This is a genomic window from Streptomyces diacarni, from assembly GCF_003323715.1.
GTDB classification, from domain to species: Bacteria; Actinomycetota; Actinomycetes; order Streptomycetales; family Streptomycetaceae; genus Streptomyces; species Streptomyces diacarni.
Map to the genome: position 1 here is coordinate 63,632 of NZ_QOIN01000039.1, position 18,032 is coordinate 81,663.

The following is an 18,032-nucleotide window of genomic DNA, read 5'->3' on the forward strand; positions in this document are numbered from 1 at the left end:
GAGGCGGACGAGCCGCCGACGCCTGTCCCGGCGGCCGACCGCGCGCCGCGGCGCCCTCCGCCTGGCAGTCTCATCGGCTGCCGGTGTCGGCCCCGGTTTCGCTGGTACGCAGGCTCGATCCCGAACTGTGCCAGTCCAGGCAGACCACCGTGGCGTCATCCAGCAGGTGGCCGCCGGTGGCTTCCCGCAACGCGCGGGTCATGAAGCGCACGGCTTCACGGGGGTGCAGCTGTGCGTCGCGTTCGATGACACCGGGCAGGTCGAAGTCGGCGGTGTTGCGCTCGGTCATCCCGTCGGTGAACAGCACGAGCCGGTCGCCGGACCGCATGTCCAACTCCTGCACCCGGTAGACGCCGTGCCAGGGCGAGCCGAAAGGAAGGTCGATGTGCGGTTCGACCTCCGTCACCCGGCCGTTGCGCAGCCGCATCGGCCAGGGGTGGCCCGCGTTGACCAGCAGAGCTCGCCCGGTGGTCAGGTCGATGCGCAGGAGTTGCCCTGTGACGGTGGCTTCGTTGCCGTGGTCGAGGATGGCTTGATGGGCGGCGCGCGCCTGCTCCGTGAGGGACGCCTGAGCGCGGCGGGTCTGGCGCAGGGCGCCGATGACGAGGGTGGCCAGGAGAGCGGCGGGCTCGTTGTGCCCCATGGCGTCGGTGACGGACACGTGCAGGAGGTTCTCGTCCAGGCTGTAGTCGAAGGTGTCACCGGCGATGTCCCCGGCCGGTTCCAGCCCCCCGGCGACGGTGGCTTGACCTGCCTCGACGGTGAGCGCGTCCGGCAGCAGGTTCTGCTGGATCTCCGCTGCCAGGGTGGGAGTGGTACTGCGTCGGCCCCATTCGTACAGGTCGGTGAAGCGGCGGTTGGCGGTGACCACATAGGCCAGGGCGTGTGCGGCCTGCGCGATCTGCTGCCGACCGGAAGTGCCGGGCGGATCGGGGGTGATCAGTTCCAGTACACCGATGGCGTCTCCCCGGAGGGTCACCGGCGTCAGCACCCGGTGCCCGCTCCACTGGCCGTCGGATCGCGGCGCGTCGGTGACGTGGAGCCGCTGGGTGCGGATCACCGTGTCGTACACGGTGCCGGGCACCTGCACCGGGTCCTGTTTGCGGTCACGCGACGGCCACAGGGCGGGCAGGCGCCACAGCGTCTCACCACCGAGTTCGGTGATCAGGAAGCACACCTCGCGGGCGTCGAGCTGCTCGGACAGGAATCGGGCCACCACCGCGACCGAGTCGCCCGGCGGCGCCTGCTCGACCGCCCCCAGCAGCTGTTCGATGGTCACGTTCGGCTCCGTCACCAGAACACCTTCTCAGCGCCCGTCGTCTCGTCCCTGTGCCGCTCTCCCGAGCGGCACACGCTGTGGTCGAAGCGGTCTTGACCGCTGTTCCGGGCCCGGCGGCCGAACGGGTGAAGCGGCCACACCCCATCTCACCACTCCCCCGGAGCATGCGAGCACTCAACGCACCGAGCGACAGGGTGACCGGCCGTGCGTACGGCGCCGGAAGCTCTGCCCACCCGCGCAGGCCCACTCCCGCCCCGCCCGCGTGCGCGGCGGCAGCAGGGGGCGGCGGCGATGCCCGCGCCAGGCGGACGAACAGCCGGCGAGTCAGCAGCCGACGAGACCCGTCAGGAATCGAGAAGCCTCCGGTCGCCGGGCGACCCTAGCGTGAGGGCCATGGCAATCACCGCATCCCCCGTGTCCGTCGCATCCGTCACTCTCGAGGTGGCCGACCCCGAGGCCGCCCAGCGCTTCCACACCGCCTTCGGTGTGGACACCCGCATACGCCTGCGGCAGTCCGAGGCGCCCTCCACCGGCTTCCGTGGCTTCACGCTGGCGCTCACGGTGTCGCAGCCGGCCACTGTCGAGCGATTCCTGGGTTCCGCAGTGGACGCCGGCGCGACGGTGATCAAGCCCGCCGCGAAGTCACTGTGGGGCTACGGTGGCGTCGTCCAGGCCCCTGACGGGACACTCTGGAAGGTCGCGACCTCGGCGAAGAAGGACACCGGCCCGGCCACCCGCGAGATCGACGAGATGGTCGTCCTGCTCGGCGTCGAGGACGTGAAGGTCAGCAGAGAGTTCTACGTGAACCGGGGCCTCACCGTGGCCAGGAGCTTCGGAGGGAAGTACGCCGAGTTCGCCTCCGAGAAGTCCAGCCCCGTCAAACTGGCCCTGTACAAGCGCCGCGGCCTGGCGAAGGACCTCGGCGTCAGCGCAGACGGCACCGGATCGCACCGCGTCGTACTCGGCAGCACCGCCGGCCCGTTCACCGACCCGGACGGGTACGGCTGGGAGGCCGCCGCAGCACTCAGCCACGCTCCGTCCACGGCACCGGCCCACTCCTGATTCCCGTCCGTGCGCGGCATAGAGTGCGGGCCGCTGTGCGGACGGCCCGCACGGTCGGGCGAAGGGCGGACAGATGGAGGGCCAGAAGCCACGCGGACGTGCACTGCGGCTGCGGGAGACCGGGCGGGCGGTGGGACGGATGGCGCCCGGAGCGCTCAACTCGATCACGGACGTACCCGGCCTGCGCGTGGGGCACACCACGCTGGAGGACGACGAGCGCGGCGTGTACTCGGGGGTGACAGCGCTGGTGCCGGAGGCGTTGGAGGAAACGCGCGCGGTCCCGGCCGGTTTCCACATGGTCAACGGCTACGGGAAGTTCGTCGGTGCGACCCAGCTCATGGAGTTGACGGAGCTGGAGACGCCGGTGCTGCTCACCTCCACGCTGTCGGCGTTCCGCGCGGCGGACGCGCTGGTCGGCTGGGTGCTGGAGCGGGCGGCCGCCCCTGTGACCTCGCTCAATCCGGTCGTGGGAGAGATCAACGACTCCTGGCTCTCGGCGGAGCGGCGGCCGGTGACCGAGGCGCACGTACGGGCGGCACTGGACGGGGCCTGCGCGGGGCCGGTGCCGATGGGCAACGTCGGGGGCGGCACCGGGGCGTGCGCGCTCGGGTTCAAGGCGGGCATCGGCTCGGCGTCCCGGAAGGTGCCGCTGTCCGGCGGCCCCGCGACCGTCGGGGTGCTCGTACTGGCCAACATGGACGGGGACCTGCGCGTGGCGGGACACACGGTAGCGCCCGAGGACCTGGGGCTGGAGCGGGCCGGGCACACCTCGCCCCGCGGCTCCTGCGTGGTGGTCGTCGCGCTGGACGTGCCCTGCTCAGGACGCCAGTTGGAACGGGTCGCCACGCGCGGGGTGCTCGCGCTCGGCCGGGTCGGCGCCGCGTACAGCCACGGCAGCGGCGACTACGGGCTGGCGTTCTCCACCCGGGTCGCCGAGGCCCCTGTGGTGCTCTCGCCCGCCGATCTGAACCTGGTGTTCGCGGCGGTTCTGGACGGTGTCGAGGAGGCGGTGGTCGACGCGCTGCTGGCCGCTCGGACGGTACGCACACCAGGCGGGCGCACCGCCCACGCCCTGCCGCACGAGGTGCTGCGGAACTGATCCCGTCCGGGCACTCACCCTCGTGGGCGCTCACGCTGCCGGGCGCACAATACCTTCGCGCGCGCCGCCTCCCGGGTGATGAGATGGCACGGTGACCGACCACGATGAGGCAGCGCTCGTCCTCCCGTTGACACTGGCCTGGGTGAACCGGCACCTGGAGGTCGGCGAACGGATCGTCAGGGCCGAGGCGCTGCACGGCGGCATCACTGCCGCGACGCGAAGGCTGACCATCGCTGCGCGAAGCGGAACCACCCGCGACCTGGTGCTGCGGAGCTTCGTCGACCCGTTCTCCCTCAGCCACGCCGAGGACTGGCTGCACCGGGAGACCGGGGCCCTGTCGCTGCTCACGGGGGCCGCCGTGCCGGCGCCCGCGCTCATCGCCGTTGATCCGACCGCCGAGCAGTGCGCGTATCCGTCGCTCCTGATGACACACCTGCCGGGCCGGACGGTTCTCGAGGACGCGGGCGTGGAGACGCGCGTTCCTTCGCTGGCCCGTCAGCTCGTGGCGATCCACGCGTTGCGGCCCATCGAGCGGCCCCGGGAATATGTGGCGTTGACGACCGCGGACACCGTCGTGACTCCGAAGGGCGCCGACGCGGCGGCTTGGAACGCGGCGATCGAGGTGATCCGCGGGCCCGCGCCACCCTGGGAGGGGCGGTTCCTGCACCGCGACTTCCAACCCGGCAACGTGTTGTTCGACGTGACGCGCGCAGACCCGGCAGGGGCCCGGATCACCGGCGTCGTCGACTGGGCGGGGGCCTCTTGGGGCCCGGCGGATCTCGATGTGGCGCACTGCTCCACCATCCTCGCGCTGCTGCACGGCCCGGCGTGGGGCCTGCGGTTCACCGAGGCGTACGAGGAGGCCGGCGGGGTGCTGGCCGCCGACCGGGGCGAGCGGCTGTACTGGCAGGTGCGCGATGCGCTGGCGTTCTCGGAAGAGGTCCGGCCGGTCGCGCAGGCGTGGCGGGAGGCGGGGAGGACGGAGCTGACGACGCGTGCCGTGGAGAAGCGGCTGGACGCGTATGTCACGGCTCTCATGGACGCGCCGGGCTGAGTCGCCACGGCCCGTGAGCCGGCCCGGTGCGGGAGCGCCGCGAGGGCCGGGTTCGGGTCAGTCCTGTGCGAAGTGGAACGCCTTGACGAAACAGTCGCGTGGCTGGGCGCCGGGCGGCGCCGGCAGCGAAGTCGCGGATCGGTGCCGTGTGTGAGCGGCAGTCCTTTGCCTCTCGCCGTACGACGGGAGGCAACGGACCGTCGTCGACAGGCCGGCGCCGGTGTGCCGATCGGACGAGGCGGGTGGCCGGTCGGCCGAAGCGGTGCGGGCCCGCGCGTGCGTAGCGTCTTGGTGACCAGATCGCCTCACGCGAAGGAGCGGGTTGATGGCGCGGCGAGTGACGGCCGGAGCCCGGAGAGGCGGCGCGGCCCCGCCCCGGCCGCCCGAGGGCGCGGTCGGTACGGCTTCCGGCTGTCTGCGAGGGGGATGCGTACCGCGTCGCGGGCCCGGCCGCGCCGTCGGCCGGGCCCGCGACCGCTTGGGGTGCCTGGGGCGCCTGGGGCGTGATCTTCGCCGCGGATACGGTTCGATGCGACAGGACGACGGTGGCGGAGCGGGAATGATGACGAGCCAGGTGCACGAGGAAGCAGAGTCGGCGCGTCGTTCCATCGGGCTGGTGGACAGACTGGCCGCTGTGCCCCGGCGGGTGCGCGGGGAGGCGGTCGAGAGTTGGGCCGTGGTGCGCGCCGCTCCACGCCGTACGGTCGTCATCGACGTGCTGCTCAGTCTCCTGGCGGCGGCCTTCGGTCTCGTTCCGCTGCTGCTGGCGCCCCCTGAACGGCCGGTGTGGGCGGTACTCGAGGCGCTGTGGACCGCGCTGCTCGTCCTCGCCCGGCGCGGCCGGCCGGACGCCGCGATCGTGGGGGTCTCCCTGCTGGTCGTGGGAGACAACGTGTGGACCGTGGCGACGGCGCCGTTGCTCGTGCTGTCCGCCACCCGTCGTCTCGCACGGCCGCGGCGGGCGTGGCAGGCCGTCGGGGTGGCCTGCGCCGTCGTCGGTGTCCTGACTCTCGGCGCACGCGTGGCACGGCCCGGTCTGCTGCTGTCGGGCTTCGCCCAGAACAGCGTCTCCGCGGCGCTGCTCCTGCTGCTGCCGGCTCTGGCCGGAGTGCTGCTGGGACGGCGTCGCCCCCTGGTCAGCCTGTTGCGGGAGCGCAACGCCTACCTGGAGCAGGCCCGCGCGTTGACCGCCGCGGCGGCCCGGATGGAGGAGCGCAACCGGATCGCCGGAGAGATGCACGACCTTCTCGGTCACCGGCTGAGCCTGATCTCGGTGCACGCCGGGGCCCTCGAACTCGCCGTCACCCGGCAGGCGCCCGCTCTTACCGAGAGGGTCGAGCTGCTGCGGACGACCAGTGGCACGGCTTTGGAGGAGCTGCGCGAGATCCTCGGCGTGCTGCGCCACGGGGAGGTGACGGACCTGGACGTGGCGGAACCGGCACAGGACGAGAAGGGCACACGCGCGGACATCACCGCGCTGGTGCGGGAGTCCCGCAGGACCGGCAGCACCGTCGAGTTGGTGTGGTCCGTCCCCGACACGGCCGAGGTCGGTCGGCGTACGCGTCAGGCAGTGCACCGGATCGTCCGCGAGGGGCTGACCAACGTGCTCAAACACGCCTCCGGCGCCCGCACGGAGGTGGTGGTGGGGGCCACGGGCCAGGGCGTCGAGGTTCTGGTGACCAACGAGGCGCCGCACGAGGAGCGCCACTCCCCCGGAGGGAACAGGAGCGGGCTGGCCGGCTGCCAGGAGCGGATCACTCTGCTCGGCGGCACCTTCGCGGCGGGCGCCCTGCCCGGCGGCGGTTTCCGTGTGGCTGCGTGGCTGCCCGCACACGGGGGCGGCCCCCCGGAGACCGCGGCGGCCGTGGAGGGTCTCGCGGGGCCCGTCGCGAGGGACGAGGCCGCTCCCCGGAGCGCGGACAAGGCCGCTCCGTGCGGCGGCATCGCCTCGGCGAGAGGGGCGCACGCCCCTTCGCCGGACGAGATCCTGACCTGGCCGCGCATTCTGGGCTCCGGCTGCCTGACGCTGCTCGTGACCCTGCCGACCGTCGTCTTCCTCATCGTCCTGCTGGCCGGCTCCATCCCTTGGTGACGCGGTCTTAGGATGAGCGGATGATCCGCACCCTGATCGCCGACGACGAGGCACTGATGCGCGCGGGGATCCGGCTCATCCTGGAAGACGCGGAGGACATCGAGGTCGTCGCCGAGGCGGGCGACGGCCGGGAGGCCGCCGCCGCGTGCCGCACACACGACGTCGACGTGGCCCTGCTCGACATCCAGATGCCGGCCCATGACGGCATCGCCGCCGCCGGGGACATCGCGCGCCTGGCGCCCCGCACCTGTGTCGTGATGCTGACGGCGTTCGGCGAGGAGGCGAAGGTGTCGCGGGCCCTGCGTGCCGGGGCGAGCGGGTTCCTCCTCAAGGACACGGGCCCGGGCGAGCTGATCAGTGCGGTACGGCGCGCCGCCGCGGGCGAACCGGTGCTGGCCCCGCACATCACCCGGCAGCTGCTGGAGCGGCACGTGCGCTCCGGTCGGCACACCGACGAGGCCCTGCGCAGGATCAAGGAGCTGACCCCCGCCGAACAGGATGTGCTGCGGCTGCTCGGTCTGGGCTGGTCCAACTCCGAGATCGCCGACGAGCTTCACCTGAGCGTCGGCACGGTCAAGGCCCACATCAGTCGGATCCTCTCCCGTACCGGCTGCGCCAACCGCGTACAGGCCGCCGTACTCGCGCACGACGCGGAGCTGCTCACCGACCGTTGAGCCGCAGGGCCCCACTCCTCGCCCGCCACGGCGACAGGCGCTCTACGGTTTCAGCGTCTCGCACAGGTTCTCGTACCGGCCCTCCAGAGTCAGCAGCTCGCGGTGGGTTTCGCCACCACTCTTGGTGAGCCGGACGGACATGAACCCGCGCGAGACGAGCCACTTGTTGTGCGCGGGCCGGTCGCTGGAGTGCAGGCCGACGCCCCAGTCGCCCCCGCTGAGGACGTAGGTGTCGGTGCGGCCGGGTTCCGGGTACGAGAGGGTCCCGGTGCCGGACAGGTCACGGCGTACCGTTTTCCCGGTGTCCTTGTTCGTCACGTCCATGATCAACGGGCCGCTGATGACGGCGTAGACGGGATCGCCCGCGTCGTTCGTCCAGGTCTTCTGCACCATGTCGACGACGGGGAACTCCGCGTGCGTGGGAAACGCACACACCTCGCCGCGCGGGTAGTCGATCTCGGGCTGGCCGGGATGGGAGAGGACGGGGCCGTGCCAGCCACCCGAGCGGGACGCGGGACCTCCGTCGCCCCCCGCCCGAGTGCTCCCCGGAGAGGCCTGGGCCCCGGCCGAGGTGCACAGCAGGGCCGTGACCGCACATACGGTCACGGTCACGGCTCCTCCCCTCCTGCCGCCCGCCGCACCGGCTCCGCGCCTCGGCTGCCGCCCCGTGGCTGCCGCGCCCCTCGTCCTGGTCTTCCGCATCCGCGTGCTCCTCCCGGTCGTCCGGCCCGGCCCCTCGCGCCACGCTCCGATTTCTGGTGCCGCGTTCCGGCTCGGCGCGCCACGTTCCGGCTCGGCGCGCCACACTCCGGCTTCTGGCCTGGCGGCCATCGTGCCCGTCGCCGTCCGCCGCGCGTGGACGTTTCGGCCCTGCCCGAAGCGACGGCGGAACGCGGCCCGCGGCGGACCGCGCCCGGACCGCGACGCCACGGCATGACATCCCCGCCGTCTTCCGCGTACCGCACGGTGACGGAAGGGCGCGCTCCGGGGAAACATGGGGCCGGCAACCGTGCGGAAGACGACGAGCGAACAGGCCTGGCATGCGTATCCACTTCACCGTCCGCGACCTGGCCCGTGTCCGCGTGGCCGAGGAACCCAGCCCGCTGGCCACGACGACGTTCAGCGCCTTCCGCCTGCGGTACGGCCGTCGCGGCAGCCCCGCACTCGACATGTGGCGCCGCACCACACAGGCCGCCCGGCGCGCCGCGTCGGAAGCCACCGCACCGCCCGGCGCGCCACCTTTGGACAGGCTCGTGGTCACCGCGCCCTCACACCCCGTCCCCCGGCTGCTGCGCCCCCACGTGGCGCTGAACACGCTCGACGAGGAGATCGAGCGGCTGCTGTCCACACCACGGACAGAACTGCGCGCGGACTGGGGGTATGTCGCCGCGCACCGGCCGCTGCCACGCTGGGCCCGCGCCCTGTTGGAGGGTGACGTGGCCGCGCTGCGGTGGCTCGCCGGCGCGGTGAGGGCGCATCACAGCGCGGCCGTGGCCCCCTACTGGCACGGGCTGCACACCGCGCTCCGCGCGGACCAGACCACTCGCCTGCGCCAGTGGCAGGAGGGCGGCGTCGAGCGGGTGCTGACCACTTTGCATCCCCGGATGCGCTGGCGCGCCCCGGTGCTGGAATTGCCCGGCGTGGACGGCCCCGACTACCACCTCGCAGGCCGTGGACTACTGCTCGCGCCGGCCGCCTTCACCAGCTACGTACCCTGCGATCCCGGCGATCCGCAGCCGACCCTGCACTACGAGGTCCTCCCCCACCCCGGTGCCACGGCGACAGCCGATCCCCGCGGTGCGCTGGCCGCGCTGCTCGGGCACAGCCGCGCCGCGGTGTTGGAGGTCGTCGCCGAGGGCGTCTCCACCAGTCGGCTGGCGCGGCGCACCGGGCTCTCGCCGGCGTCGGCCAGCGAGCACGTGGGCGTACTGCGCCGCGCCGGGCTCGTCACGACCCGGCGCACCGGACGCACCGCCCACCACGCGTTGACCCCGCTGGGTGCCCAACTACTGCTACGGGTCTCGTCACACGGCGCCGAACGCGGCGCGGCACAGGGCTGTGCCGGCGGGCCTCTCCATCGGAGTGGCTGACGCCGAGCGCGAGCAGGCCCCCGCCCGCCACAACTTCCCGCGCTGACGAGGGACCCGCTTCCCCGCCCGAGGGCGCCCCGCCGCACCGGGGGCGCCCTCGTCCTCGGGCAACTCCGCGACCGGCCGGACCGGAAGGGTGCGGCTACCCACTGCTCGGCCGCGCGCGCTCGAGCAGACCGGCGGCCGCGTCCTCAGCCGCCTGGGCCCGAACCTGGTAGTGCACCTTCTTGCCTGTCGCGGTCAGCGGCAGCGCGTCGGTGAAGCGGTAGGCGCGCGGCCTCTTGTAGGCGGCGAGCATCGGGTCGGCGCGGCAGTGTTTGTCGAGGTCCGCGACGGTCAGCTCCGGGTCGTGGCGGACCACGTACGCGGTGACGAGCTGCCCCCACTCGGGGTCGGGGGTGCCCACCACGGCGCAGTCGGCTACTGAGGGATGCCGGCTCAGCACCTCCTCCACCTGCACCGGATGCACGTTCTCCCCGCCGGAGAGGATCATGTCGTCGCGGCGGCCCATCAGGGTCACGTACTCCTCCTCGTCCCAGGTGGCGAGGTCGCCGATGTAGAGCCACCCGTCGCGGAAGTTCTCCGCCTCCTCGTCGGGTCTGGCGGTGTAGGCGTACGCGGACTTCACGGACCGCACGATCACCTCGCCGACCTCCTGTCCGTCCTTCGCCGCCACGTCGTCGGGGTCCGCCCTGCGGTCCTCGTACACCTTGACCACGGCGACGTCGTCGTCCGTGCAGGCCCGGCCGGCGCTGCCCGCGTGGTCGGGCAGATCGGCGGGGCGCAGGAAGGTGTTCCAGAACGCCTCGGTGGTGCCGTAGCCGTTGAAGATCCGCGAGGTCAGCGTCGACTGGTAGCGCAGGCAGGCCGCGCGGTCCAGCGGCGCGCCCATGGTGACGATGCCGCGCAGGGTCGCCAGATCGCGAGGCTGCCTCTCCTGTGCGTCGGCGAGACGCTCCAGGTTGGTCGGTGCGCCGATGAGGAAGGTCAGCCCCCGCTCCTCGACCAGGTCCAGCACGGTGTCGGCGTCGAAGTGGCGTAGCGGCACCACTTCGCCGCCCACGTAGAAGACGGGGTTGGGGCCTCCCGAGTAGAGCCCCCCGCGGTGGAACCACGGCGACATGTTGAGCGTGCGGTCCTGCGGCGTCAGCGGGAAGTGCATGATCACGTCGTGGGCCGAGAGCACTTCGGTGGCGTTGTTGAGCGGTACGCCCTTGGGCAGCCCGGTGGTTCCCGAGGTGTAGAGCCGGGTGGTCTCCGCGTAGATCCCGCCCGAAGGGTCCGGCAGCGGCGGGTGTCCGACCCCGGAAGCGACCAGCTGCCAGAACGGCACCGAGTCCGGCAACGGCCGGTCCCTGTCCGCACCCGAGTCGACGTGAACCACCGATGCGGGCCGGTGCTCGGCCAGCGCCAGCGCCTGCCCGGCGCGCTCCGCCACCGCCGTGTCGTAGACGAAGACGACCGGACTGCCGGTGTCCAGCACGTGGGCGGTCTCGCCCGGCGCCAGCCGGAAGTTCACAGGTGAGCCGACCGCGCCCACGCGCTGGGCCGCCAGGTACAGAAGTGCGAACTCCGGTCCGTTGAAGAGCTGGTAGGCGATCAGGTCACCGGGGCCGACGCCGGCCGCGGCGAGCCCGGCGGCGACCCGCTCCACTTCCTCGCCCAGTTGCGCGTACGTCCACGAGCGTCCCGTTGCCGGGTCGGAGAGCGCCGGGGAGTGGGCGTAGCGGTGTGTGTTGCGGCTGAACCCCGCCCAGTAGGTGAACCGCTGCTCGAACACGGCGCGGAACGCGCCTGGATCGTAGGCGGGCGTGCTGTTCATGTACGGACCTCCTTGCTCGAGGGCGCGTGCGGTTTTCTGCGAGGTCGCTGTCTCCCGCGCCGGCCGTCTTCCGGGGCGGCGGCGCTGGGGTTGACACGGGGACCCGAGGACCTGAGGACCGGGTGAGAAGGCCGGTGCCTCCGCGCCATCCCTCCGGGGCCGGGCCGGCCTGTCCGAGGACGGTGGCGGCGCCCGGCGCAGGCGCGGTAGGGCAGCCCTCGACAGCCCGCGCCGCCGTGGCCCGGCGCCCGAGGGGCCGGAACGGTCGGCCGGCGGCGGTCACGCCGGCGGCGATGGCACCGGCGGCCAGGGGTGGTGGCCGGGCCGGTCTACGGGTGTCGGCGCCGTTCGGTGCCCGGGGTGCGGCGTACGCGCGGCCGCGGACGGTCGGGTACGCGAGCGGGAGCGCCTGGGCCGGGTATGCGGGGGCTGGTCGGCGTGCGCGGGCTGCGGCATCCGATGACGCCCGGAACAGATCGGACGGCTGTCATGGCGCGGGGGCCCGCAGAGGAGCCCCACTGGTCGTGGCAGTAGCCGAGGTGCGCTCGTGTGCCGCTGGCGGCGACGCACGGGGAAAAGCGTCCGGATGACGAGCCCGCGGGGGTCCGCGCCGTGGGGCGCGGACGCGGCAGCGGTTGCTCAGTCACATCCGCTTTTATATCACTGGCCTATACATCTAAGCGGTGGGGCCCCGCCGGCGGCACGGCAGGAGGAGAAGGCGCGGACGGGCGGCGCCGGCACGGTCTGCCGGGTGCGGATACCGTCACGCCCGGTCTGCGGGCGCCGTCGCACCCGGCCGCGGGTACCGCCATGCCCGGCCGCGGGTACCGCCACGCCCCGCCGCGGCGGCAACGGGTCGGCGCGGCATGATGTGCTCCGTGACGAACAGCACGGATCCGCGCCCCGCCCGGATACCCGGATACGACGGCGGCCCCCTCACGCACCAGCCCGAGCTCTTGGGCGAGCCTTTGTTCTGGCTGGGGCACCCCGCCTCGTGCGCGCACCATGAGGAGGCCGAGAGCCTGCTGTTCGGCGCGGACCACGAGGCGGCCGGGGCATTCCACCTGAACTTGTGGGAGCGGGCGGAGTGGCCGGCGTTCACCGTGCCACTCGCGGGCGACCACCGTCTCCACGTCGTCCACCGCACGCTGCGGGACGACACCGGCGTCGACTACCTCCTCCACCGTCCCGGCTGGGACCTGGCCACACTCCTCGCCCGCGACGACGGGCACTTCATGGGACCTGGGCTGTCCTGGCACGAGCTGGTGACGGCCGCGGACAACGCGCTGCCCGGGGGCAGCACCACCGATCCCCACGCGCGCCTCCTGCTCCTGCTGCCGGCGTTCGGCGACGACGAGGTGCCCGATGAAGCTCTTGGCCGGCTGACGGCCGCGCTGCGCGCCCGTACCGGTGTGGACGCTCCCGAGCCCCTCGCGGCTGCTCTGCTGGAAGGCCAAGGAGCGCCGGGGCCCGCGCGGTGGACCACGACCGGGCAAGGCGCCACCGTCAACGACGGCGAGCACTCCTTCCGTAACCCCGCCAACCCCTTCGCGCTGACGGCCGACCGCCTCGCCCGGGTGGCCACCGCGCTCGCCCCGCCGGGGAAAACCGCGTGACAACGCCATGGCCTCCTCCTGATGTCCTGGGCTCGGGCGAATGACGGCCAGAGCGAACGAGGCCGCGATCGGACAGTGGACCATCCGATTCCCCTGGCCGCTTTCGGCCTGTCTCAATGAAGTCCCCGCAGCTGGTTTCCGAGCGGCCTTACCGAGTCATGACGCGGATGCGCACGTCACGGAAACCTCCGGAATCTTCGGCGTGCCGGCCCGCACGGCCGTGCAGCGGATCGCCAGGTGACACCACATCGGCACCGCGTGGGAAATCGTTGGCCATAACCTGAACACCATGGCGTGTTCTCCGCGTGCACGCGAATCCAGGCCTGAACTCGCCCCCTGCTGTCTCATTATCGATACCGGACGTCATACGGAGCCGCGGGAGCCGTCGAGTTCGTCGCCTGCCGGTCGCAGGTATCGGAATGCCCGCGGCCACGACCACCGTGTCCTCCCATGTGACCCCACCATGGCCGGAGATCCGGAGCGGCGGAACATGTCACGCATTCAACATTCCTGCAGGTCGGTCGCGACCGGTCACCGACAGTAAAGGAAATTCCAACTGGAAGATCAGGTTACGGTAATTGAGGGTTGCCGACCCCGCACGCCTTTAGTAGGGTCTGCATTCTGGGGTCGCACCGATGGGTGATGAAGACCCTCCTCTTCTCCTGTGCGGGTACACACATGTCGAAAAGAAGAACTCACTGAGGTGACGGCGGTAACGCGTCGTGGACGCGTGGGCCGCGCCCACCGACTTCCGGCAGACTCACACCTTTCCGCGCGCTCCACCTGAACAAGGTGATGACCGGCGCACGCTTTCACGGCGTCGCACGTGCGGTGCCAGTTCACAACTCCCGGGAAGAACGGGAGTACAACAGACTCGTCAAGCACACTCTGCCGAGAATTCTTGAGCAGAGTGCACGAACATGTCGAAACTCCGTGCCGTTGACGGAACCGGGGCCATGTCGCACGCGCTGCCTGATACTCCTGACCTGCTGTCCGAAGAATACCGACGCTCTCCCTATCCGATTTTCGACACCCTGCGCAGACACCATCCGCTTCTCTACGACGCGCGGCTGGACGCCTGGATCATCAGCAGGTACGAGGACGTGACGCGCGCCTTCCGGGACGCGGACGTCTTCTCCAGCCGGAGTTGGGACGACCAACTGCGGCCCCTCGTCCAGCACAGCCTCATGGCCATGGACGGTGAGGAGCACACCCGTCACCGCCGCCTCATCTCGCCGGCGTTCCAGCGCAAGCGCCTGACCGAGCGGATCTCCTCCTCCATCGAGGCGTCCGCACGGCAACTCGTCCACGCCTTCGCAGCCGAGGGCTCTGCCGACTTCGCAGAGCACTTCTCCCGGCGGCTCCCCGTCCGGGTCATCATGCGTCTGCTGGGCGTCTCCGAGGACAACGCGGACTTCCGCAGGTGGTATCGCGCCATCGTGGACTACAGCGGCAACTTCGACCAGAACCCGGAGGTGACCCGCGCCGGGCTGGCGGCAGGCGGGGAACTGGCCGCGTTCCTCGACGAGCAGATCCGGCGACGCCGCGCCGACCCCGGCGAGGACCTGATCTCCTTGCTGTGCACAAGCGAGGTCGACGGGGCGCGGATGACGGACGACATGATCAAGAGTTTCGGTCTCGTCCTTCTCGCGGCCGGCGGTGAGACGACGGAGAAGGCGCTCAACCTGACCGTCTGCCACCTGCTCGACAACCGTCTCGGCGCGGCCGCCTCGACCGAGGAGCGGCTGCTGGACAGAGCCCTCGCGGAAACCCTGCGGCTGACTCCTCCGGTGCAGGTCATCACCCGCGTGACGCGGGAGGCAGTCACGCTGTCCGGCGGGAACCTGCCCGCGGGAGCCCTGGTCTTCCTCCTCGTCGGAGCCGCCAACCGCGATCCCGCGCGCTTCGAGAGGCCGGACACCTTCGACGTGTACCGCAAGGACGCCGAGGCGGACCGGGCGTTCGCGGGCGCGGCCCAGCACCTGGCGTTCGGCTCCGGACGGCATTTCTGCGTCGGTGCCTCCCTCGCCCACATGGAGATCACCACCGCTCTTCGGGTGCTGTTCGACATGCTGCCCGGCTTGCGGCTCTCCCCGGGGTTCGTCCCGCAGGACGTCGGCTTCGTCACTCGCGGGCCGCGGCAGGTCCTCATCGAGTTCCCGCCCGTGTCCGCCCACGCCACCCGCTGAGGGTCCTTCCCCTCCTTGCACTCCCCGCCACCGGCCGTGCCAGGGCCGGTGCCGGCCGTCCGACAGCAGGCAGGCCCACCGACACCGAGCCCGCCACCAGACACCGACGCCCGGCCCGCCACCAGACCAGGAGCAGTCCGCCATGACAGAAGCCGCCCCCTCCCCCGCGCCGCTCTTCGAGCTCTCGACCGGGTACTGGGCGTTCAAGACCCTGGCGACCGCCTACGAACTGCAACTGTTCGCTCGTCTGTCCGGGACGCCCGGGATGACCTGTGCTGAGTGGGCCGAGCGCTGCGGGATCGACGCGCGTCCGGCTCGCGCGCTGCTGACCGGGTGCGCGTCGCTCGGCCTGCTGGAGAAGACGGGCGAGAGGTACCGCAACAGTCCGCTGTCGGAGGCGTATCTGGTTCCCGGGAAGCCGCACCACTTCGGCGGGCTCCTGACCATGCTCGATCATCGCCTGTACGCGGCTTGGGGCCAGCTCGCCGAGGCCGTGCGCACCAATCGGCCCGTCACCTGGGACAGCGACCGCGTCAGGTCACTGTTCGAGAGCCAGGATCCCGCTGTGACCGACACGTTCTGGGAGTCCATGCACACGCTGTCGTCCTTCACCGGGGAGGCACTGACCACCGCGATCGACCTCAAGGGCGCCAGGAGCCTGCTCGACGTGGGCGGCGGATCGGGCGCACTCGCCCTCACCCTGTGCGGACACTGGCCCGGCATGAAGGCGACCGTGTACGACCTGCCGTTCGTCACCCGCATCGCCGAAGACCACATCGAGGCAGCGGGGATGAGCGGGAGAGTCCGCACCGCCGACGGCGACTTCTTCGCCGATGCCTCGCTGCCCGAAGGCCATGACGTGCACACCTTCAGCAACGTCCTGCACGACTGGCGGGAGGCGGACGCCAAGGTGCTGCTCAAAAAGTCGTTCGACGCGCTCGCACCGGGCGGCCTGCTGGTCATCGCCGGTTACTTCGTCAACGAGGAGGAGACCGGGCCTCCCCTCGCGGCGCTGATGGGCCTTGCTCAGCTCATCGAGACCGAGGGCCGCTCCTACACGGCCTCCGAATACGCGGGCTGGGCAGCCGAGGCAGGTTTCGTCGATCCGCGGACGGCCTGTGTGGAGTCGGTCGGCGCCAACGGTGTGCTCACCGCCCGCAAGCCGGCAGCCGAGCACCCCGACGTGCCGCCGCGCCCCGCAATGACGACTCACCCGATCGAAAGGCCCCAGGTCACGTGACTGAGGAACACCGCCTCGGCCGCCGCGCGGCGACAGCGGAACCCACCGCCGATGTCGTCGTTCTCGGCGGCGGTCTGGCCGGACTCACCTGTGCGCTGCAGATCCTCCGCGCACGCCCCCACACGGAAGTCGTGATCGTCGAACGCGCGCACTTTCCCTTACCCGAGGCCGCGCACAAGGTGGGTGAGTCGACGGTGGAGGCATCGGCTCACTATTTCGAGACCGTTCTGGGGCTGAGGGACCATCTCAAGTCGGCGCAGCTGCGCAAGGAGGGCCTGCGTTTCTTCGGACCGCACGAGGGCAACGAGGACATCGTGCCGCGGCTCGAGGTCGGGTTCTCCCACGCGTTGCCCACGTGGACCTACCAGCTCGACCGGGGACGTTTCGAGAACGAGCTCGCGGACCGGGTGCGCGCGGCGGGAGCCACTCTGCTCCAGGGCACACACGTCGAGGACGTCGAGTTGGGCGACGAGGAGCACCGGGTTGTTCTGCGCGACTCCCCGCACACCGGTGTGCGGGGCCGGTGGCTGGTCGACGCCACGGGACGACGCGGGCTCCTCAAACAGAAGCTGGGGCTGCGGGAGACCGTCGACCACGACGTCAACGCCGTGTGGTTCCGGATCGGCAGGAGGATCGACCTCGAGCACTTTCCGGATGCCGACCCTGCGCGCACGGACGCGGAGGCCAGGAAGACGTGGCTGGCCCGTGTCGAGGGCAACCGCTGGCAGAGCACCAACCACCTGATGGGCCCGGGCTACTGGACGTGGCTGATCCCGCTGGCCTCCGGATCCACGAGCGTGGGCATCGTCGCGGACGCACGCATGGTCCCCTTCCGCACCATCAACAGGTTCGAGAGGGCCCTGGCCTGGCTGCACGAGCACGAGCCGCAGGTGGCGCGGGACGTCGCCGGGTCGCGTGACCTTCTCCAGGACTTCCATGTGTTGCGGCACTTCGCGCACGGCTGCACACGGGTCTTCTCCGCGGACCGCTGGTGTCTGACCGGGGAAGCCGGCGTGTTCCTCGACCCGCTGTACTCGCCGGGCAGCGACTTCATCGCCTCGGCCAACTCCTACATCACCGACCTGGTCGTACGGGAGTTGGACGGTGAGGACGTCGGCCGGCGCGCGGACAGCTACGACCAGGCCTACCTCGCCTCCTTCGAGGGGGCGCTGCCCACGTGGCGGCAGCAGTACGCCCTGATGGGCAACGCGCAGGTGTTCGCGGCGAAGGTCGTGTGGGACACGCTGGCGTACTTCGGGGTGAACAGCCTGCTGTTCACCAGCGGTGCCGCCCTCGACCTGCCGTTCATGGAGTCACTGGGAGAGCCCTGGCAGCGGCACCGACGGGTGGCCCACCGGATCCAGGGGTTCTTGCGCGAGTGGGCGGAGGTGGACGAGGGGGTGGTGGACGCCATGTCGTTCGTCGACCTGAGCGCGCCGCTCTACCACCGGCTCAACGTGGAGATTCTGGCGGCCGACGCCCCTGACGCGCTGCGCGACCGCTTCCACGAGCACTTCCGTGCGCTGGAGCGGGTTGCCGTCGAACTCATGCGTGGGGCCGCCCTGCGGCAGGGGGTCGCACTGCGCGCGCAGGACATCGACCCTCTCACCTTCGACCTCGGGGCGGAACTGCGCAAGGTTCCGCAGGACGTGCGCGGCGAGAGGCGCACGACGCGCCTGGTGGGTGTGGAACTCGCCGAGGAGTGGCACGGGGACGCCCCGCGTGCGCGAGCCCGGCCGCCGGCGCCGTGCGCGGGGACCGACAACAACGTCATCGACGGTCCGTGACCGGACAACCGGGGGAACACACTGTGTC

13 protein-coding genes are annotated in these 18,032 nt (G+C 71.5%); 10 read left to right on the forward strand and 3 right to left on the reverse strand.

Annotation, left to right across the window (positions count from 1 at the left end; genetic code table 11):
* Nucleotides 1-70: 70 nt before the first annotated feature.
* Nucleotides 71-1,294 (reverse strand): PP2C family protein-serine/threonine phosphatase, encoded by a 1,224-nt coding sequence (locus DTL70_RS10260; RefSeq protein WP_245979211.1) that lies wholly within the window; start codon nucleotides 1,292-1,294, stop codon nucleotides 71-73.
* 378 nt (nucleotides 1,295-1,672) lie between these two features.
* Here DTL70_RS10260 and DTL70_RS10265 point away from each other — a divergent pair, with 378 nt between their 5' ends.
* The 5 genes from DTL70_RS10265 (at nucleotide 1,673) to DTL70_RS10285 (ending at nucleotide 7,260) form a co-directional block, all read left to right on the forward strand.
* A complete protein-coding gene (locus DTL70_RS10265) occupies nucleotides 1,673-2,341 on the forward strand; it encodes a VOC family protein (RefSeq protein WP_114021570.1) in 669 nt (222 codons plus the stop codon).
* A gap of 73 nt (nucleotides 2,342-2,414) precedes the next feature.
* The gene (locus DTL70_RS10270) at nucleotides 2,415-3,440 is read left to right on the forward strand and encodes a P1 family peptidase (protein ID WP_114021571.1); all 1,026 of its coding nucleotides are present in this window, start codon (nucleotides 2,415-2,417) and stop codon (nucleotides 3,438-3,440) included.
* 91 nt (nucleotides 3,441-3,531) lie between these two features.
* On the forward strand, nucleotides 3,532-4,494 hold the full coding sequence (locus DTL70_RS10275; RefSeq protein ID WP_114021572.1) for a phosphotransferase family protein: 963 nt from the start codon (nucleotides 3,532-3,534) through the stop codon (nucleotides 4,492-4,494).
* A 529-nt stretch (nucleotides 4,495-5,023) separates the two neighbouring features.
* Nucleotides 5,024-6,586, forward strand: coding sequence for a sensor histidine kinase (locus DTL70_RS10280; RefSeq protein WP_245979213.1), 1,563 nt, complete (start codon nucleotides 5,024-5,026; stop codon nucleotides 6,584-6,586).
* Nucleotides 6,587-6,606: 20 nt separating this feature from the next.
* A complete protein-coding gene (locus DTL70_RS10285) occupies nucleotides 6,607-7,260 on the forward strand; it encodes a response regulator (RefSeq protein WP_114021573.1) in 654 nt (217 codons plus the stop codon).
* 42 nt (nucleotides 7,261-7,302) lie between these two features.
* Here the strand turns inward: DTL70_RS10285 and DTL70_RS10290 are convergent, their stop codons facing one another.
* A complete protein-coding gene (locus DTL70_RS10290) occupies nucleotides 7,303-7,872 on the reverse strand; it encodes a hypothetical protein (RefSeq protein WP_114021574.1) in 570 nt (189 codons plus the stop codon).
* Between the two features lie 428 nt (nucleotides 7,873-8,300).
* On the opposite strand from DTL70_RS10290, the gene DTL70_RS10295 reads away from it, so the two are divergent.
* Entirely contained in the window at nucleotides 8,301-9,350 is a 1,050-nt protein-coding gene (locus DTL70_RS10295; RefSeq protein WP_114021575.1) for an ArsR/SmtB family transcription factor, read from the forward strand.
* Between the two features lie 142 nt (nucleotides 9,351-9,492).
* Here DTL70_RS10295 and DTL70_RS10300 read toward each other — a convergent pair whose 3' ends face one another.
* A complete protein-coding gene (locus DTL70_RS10300; protein WP_114021576.1) occupies nucleotides 9,493-11,172 on the reverse strand; it encodes a class I adenylate-forming enzyme family protein in 1,680 nt (559 codons plus the stop codon).
* 878 nt (nucleotides 11,173-12,050) lie between these two features.
* Between DTL70_RS10300 and DTL70_RS10305 the strand changes: the two genes are divergently transcribed.
* The 4 genes from DTL70_RS10305 to DTL70_RS10320 all read left to right on the forward strand — a co-directional run bounded on the left by DTL70_RS10305 (nucleotide 12,051) and on the right by DTL70_RS10320 (nucleotide 18,004).
* Nucleotides 12,051-12,788, forward strand: a complete 738-nt coding sequence (locus DTL70_RS10305) for a hypothetical protein (RefSeq protein ID WP_245979214.1) — start codon at nucleotides 12,051-12,053, stop codon at nucleotides 12,786-12,788.
* Nucleotides 12,789-13,744: 956 nt separating this feature from the next.
* Nucleotides 13,745-14,977, forward strand: a complete 1,233-nt coding sequence (locus tag DTL70_RS10310) for a cytochrome P450 (RefSeq protein ID WP_181860868.1) — start codon at nucleotides 13,745-13,747, stop codon at nucleotides 14,975-14,977.
* Nucleotides 14,978-15,119: 142 nt separating this feature from the next.
* On the forward strand, nucleotides 15,120-16,217 hold the full coding sequence (locus tag DTL70_RS10315) for a methyltransferase (protein WP_114021579.1): 1,098 nt from the start codon (nucleotides 15,120-15,122) through the stop codon (nucleotides 16,215-16,217).
* Nucleotides 16,214-18,004, forward strand: a complete 1,791-nt coding sequence (locus DTL70_RS10320) for an NAD(P)/FAD-dependent oxidoreductase (protein ID WP_181860869.1) — start codon at nucleotides 16,214-16,216, stop codon at nucleotides 18,002-18,004. Before DTL70_RS10315 ends, DTL70_RS10320 begins: the two co-directional genes overlap by 4 nt.
* Nucleotides 18,005-18,032: the final 28 nt, after the last annotated feature.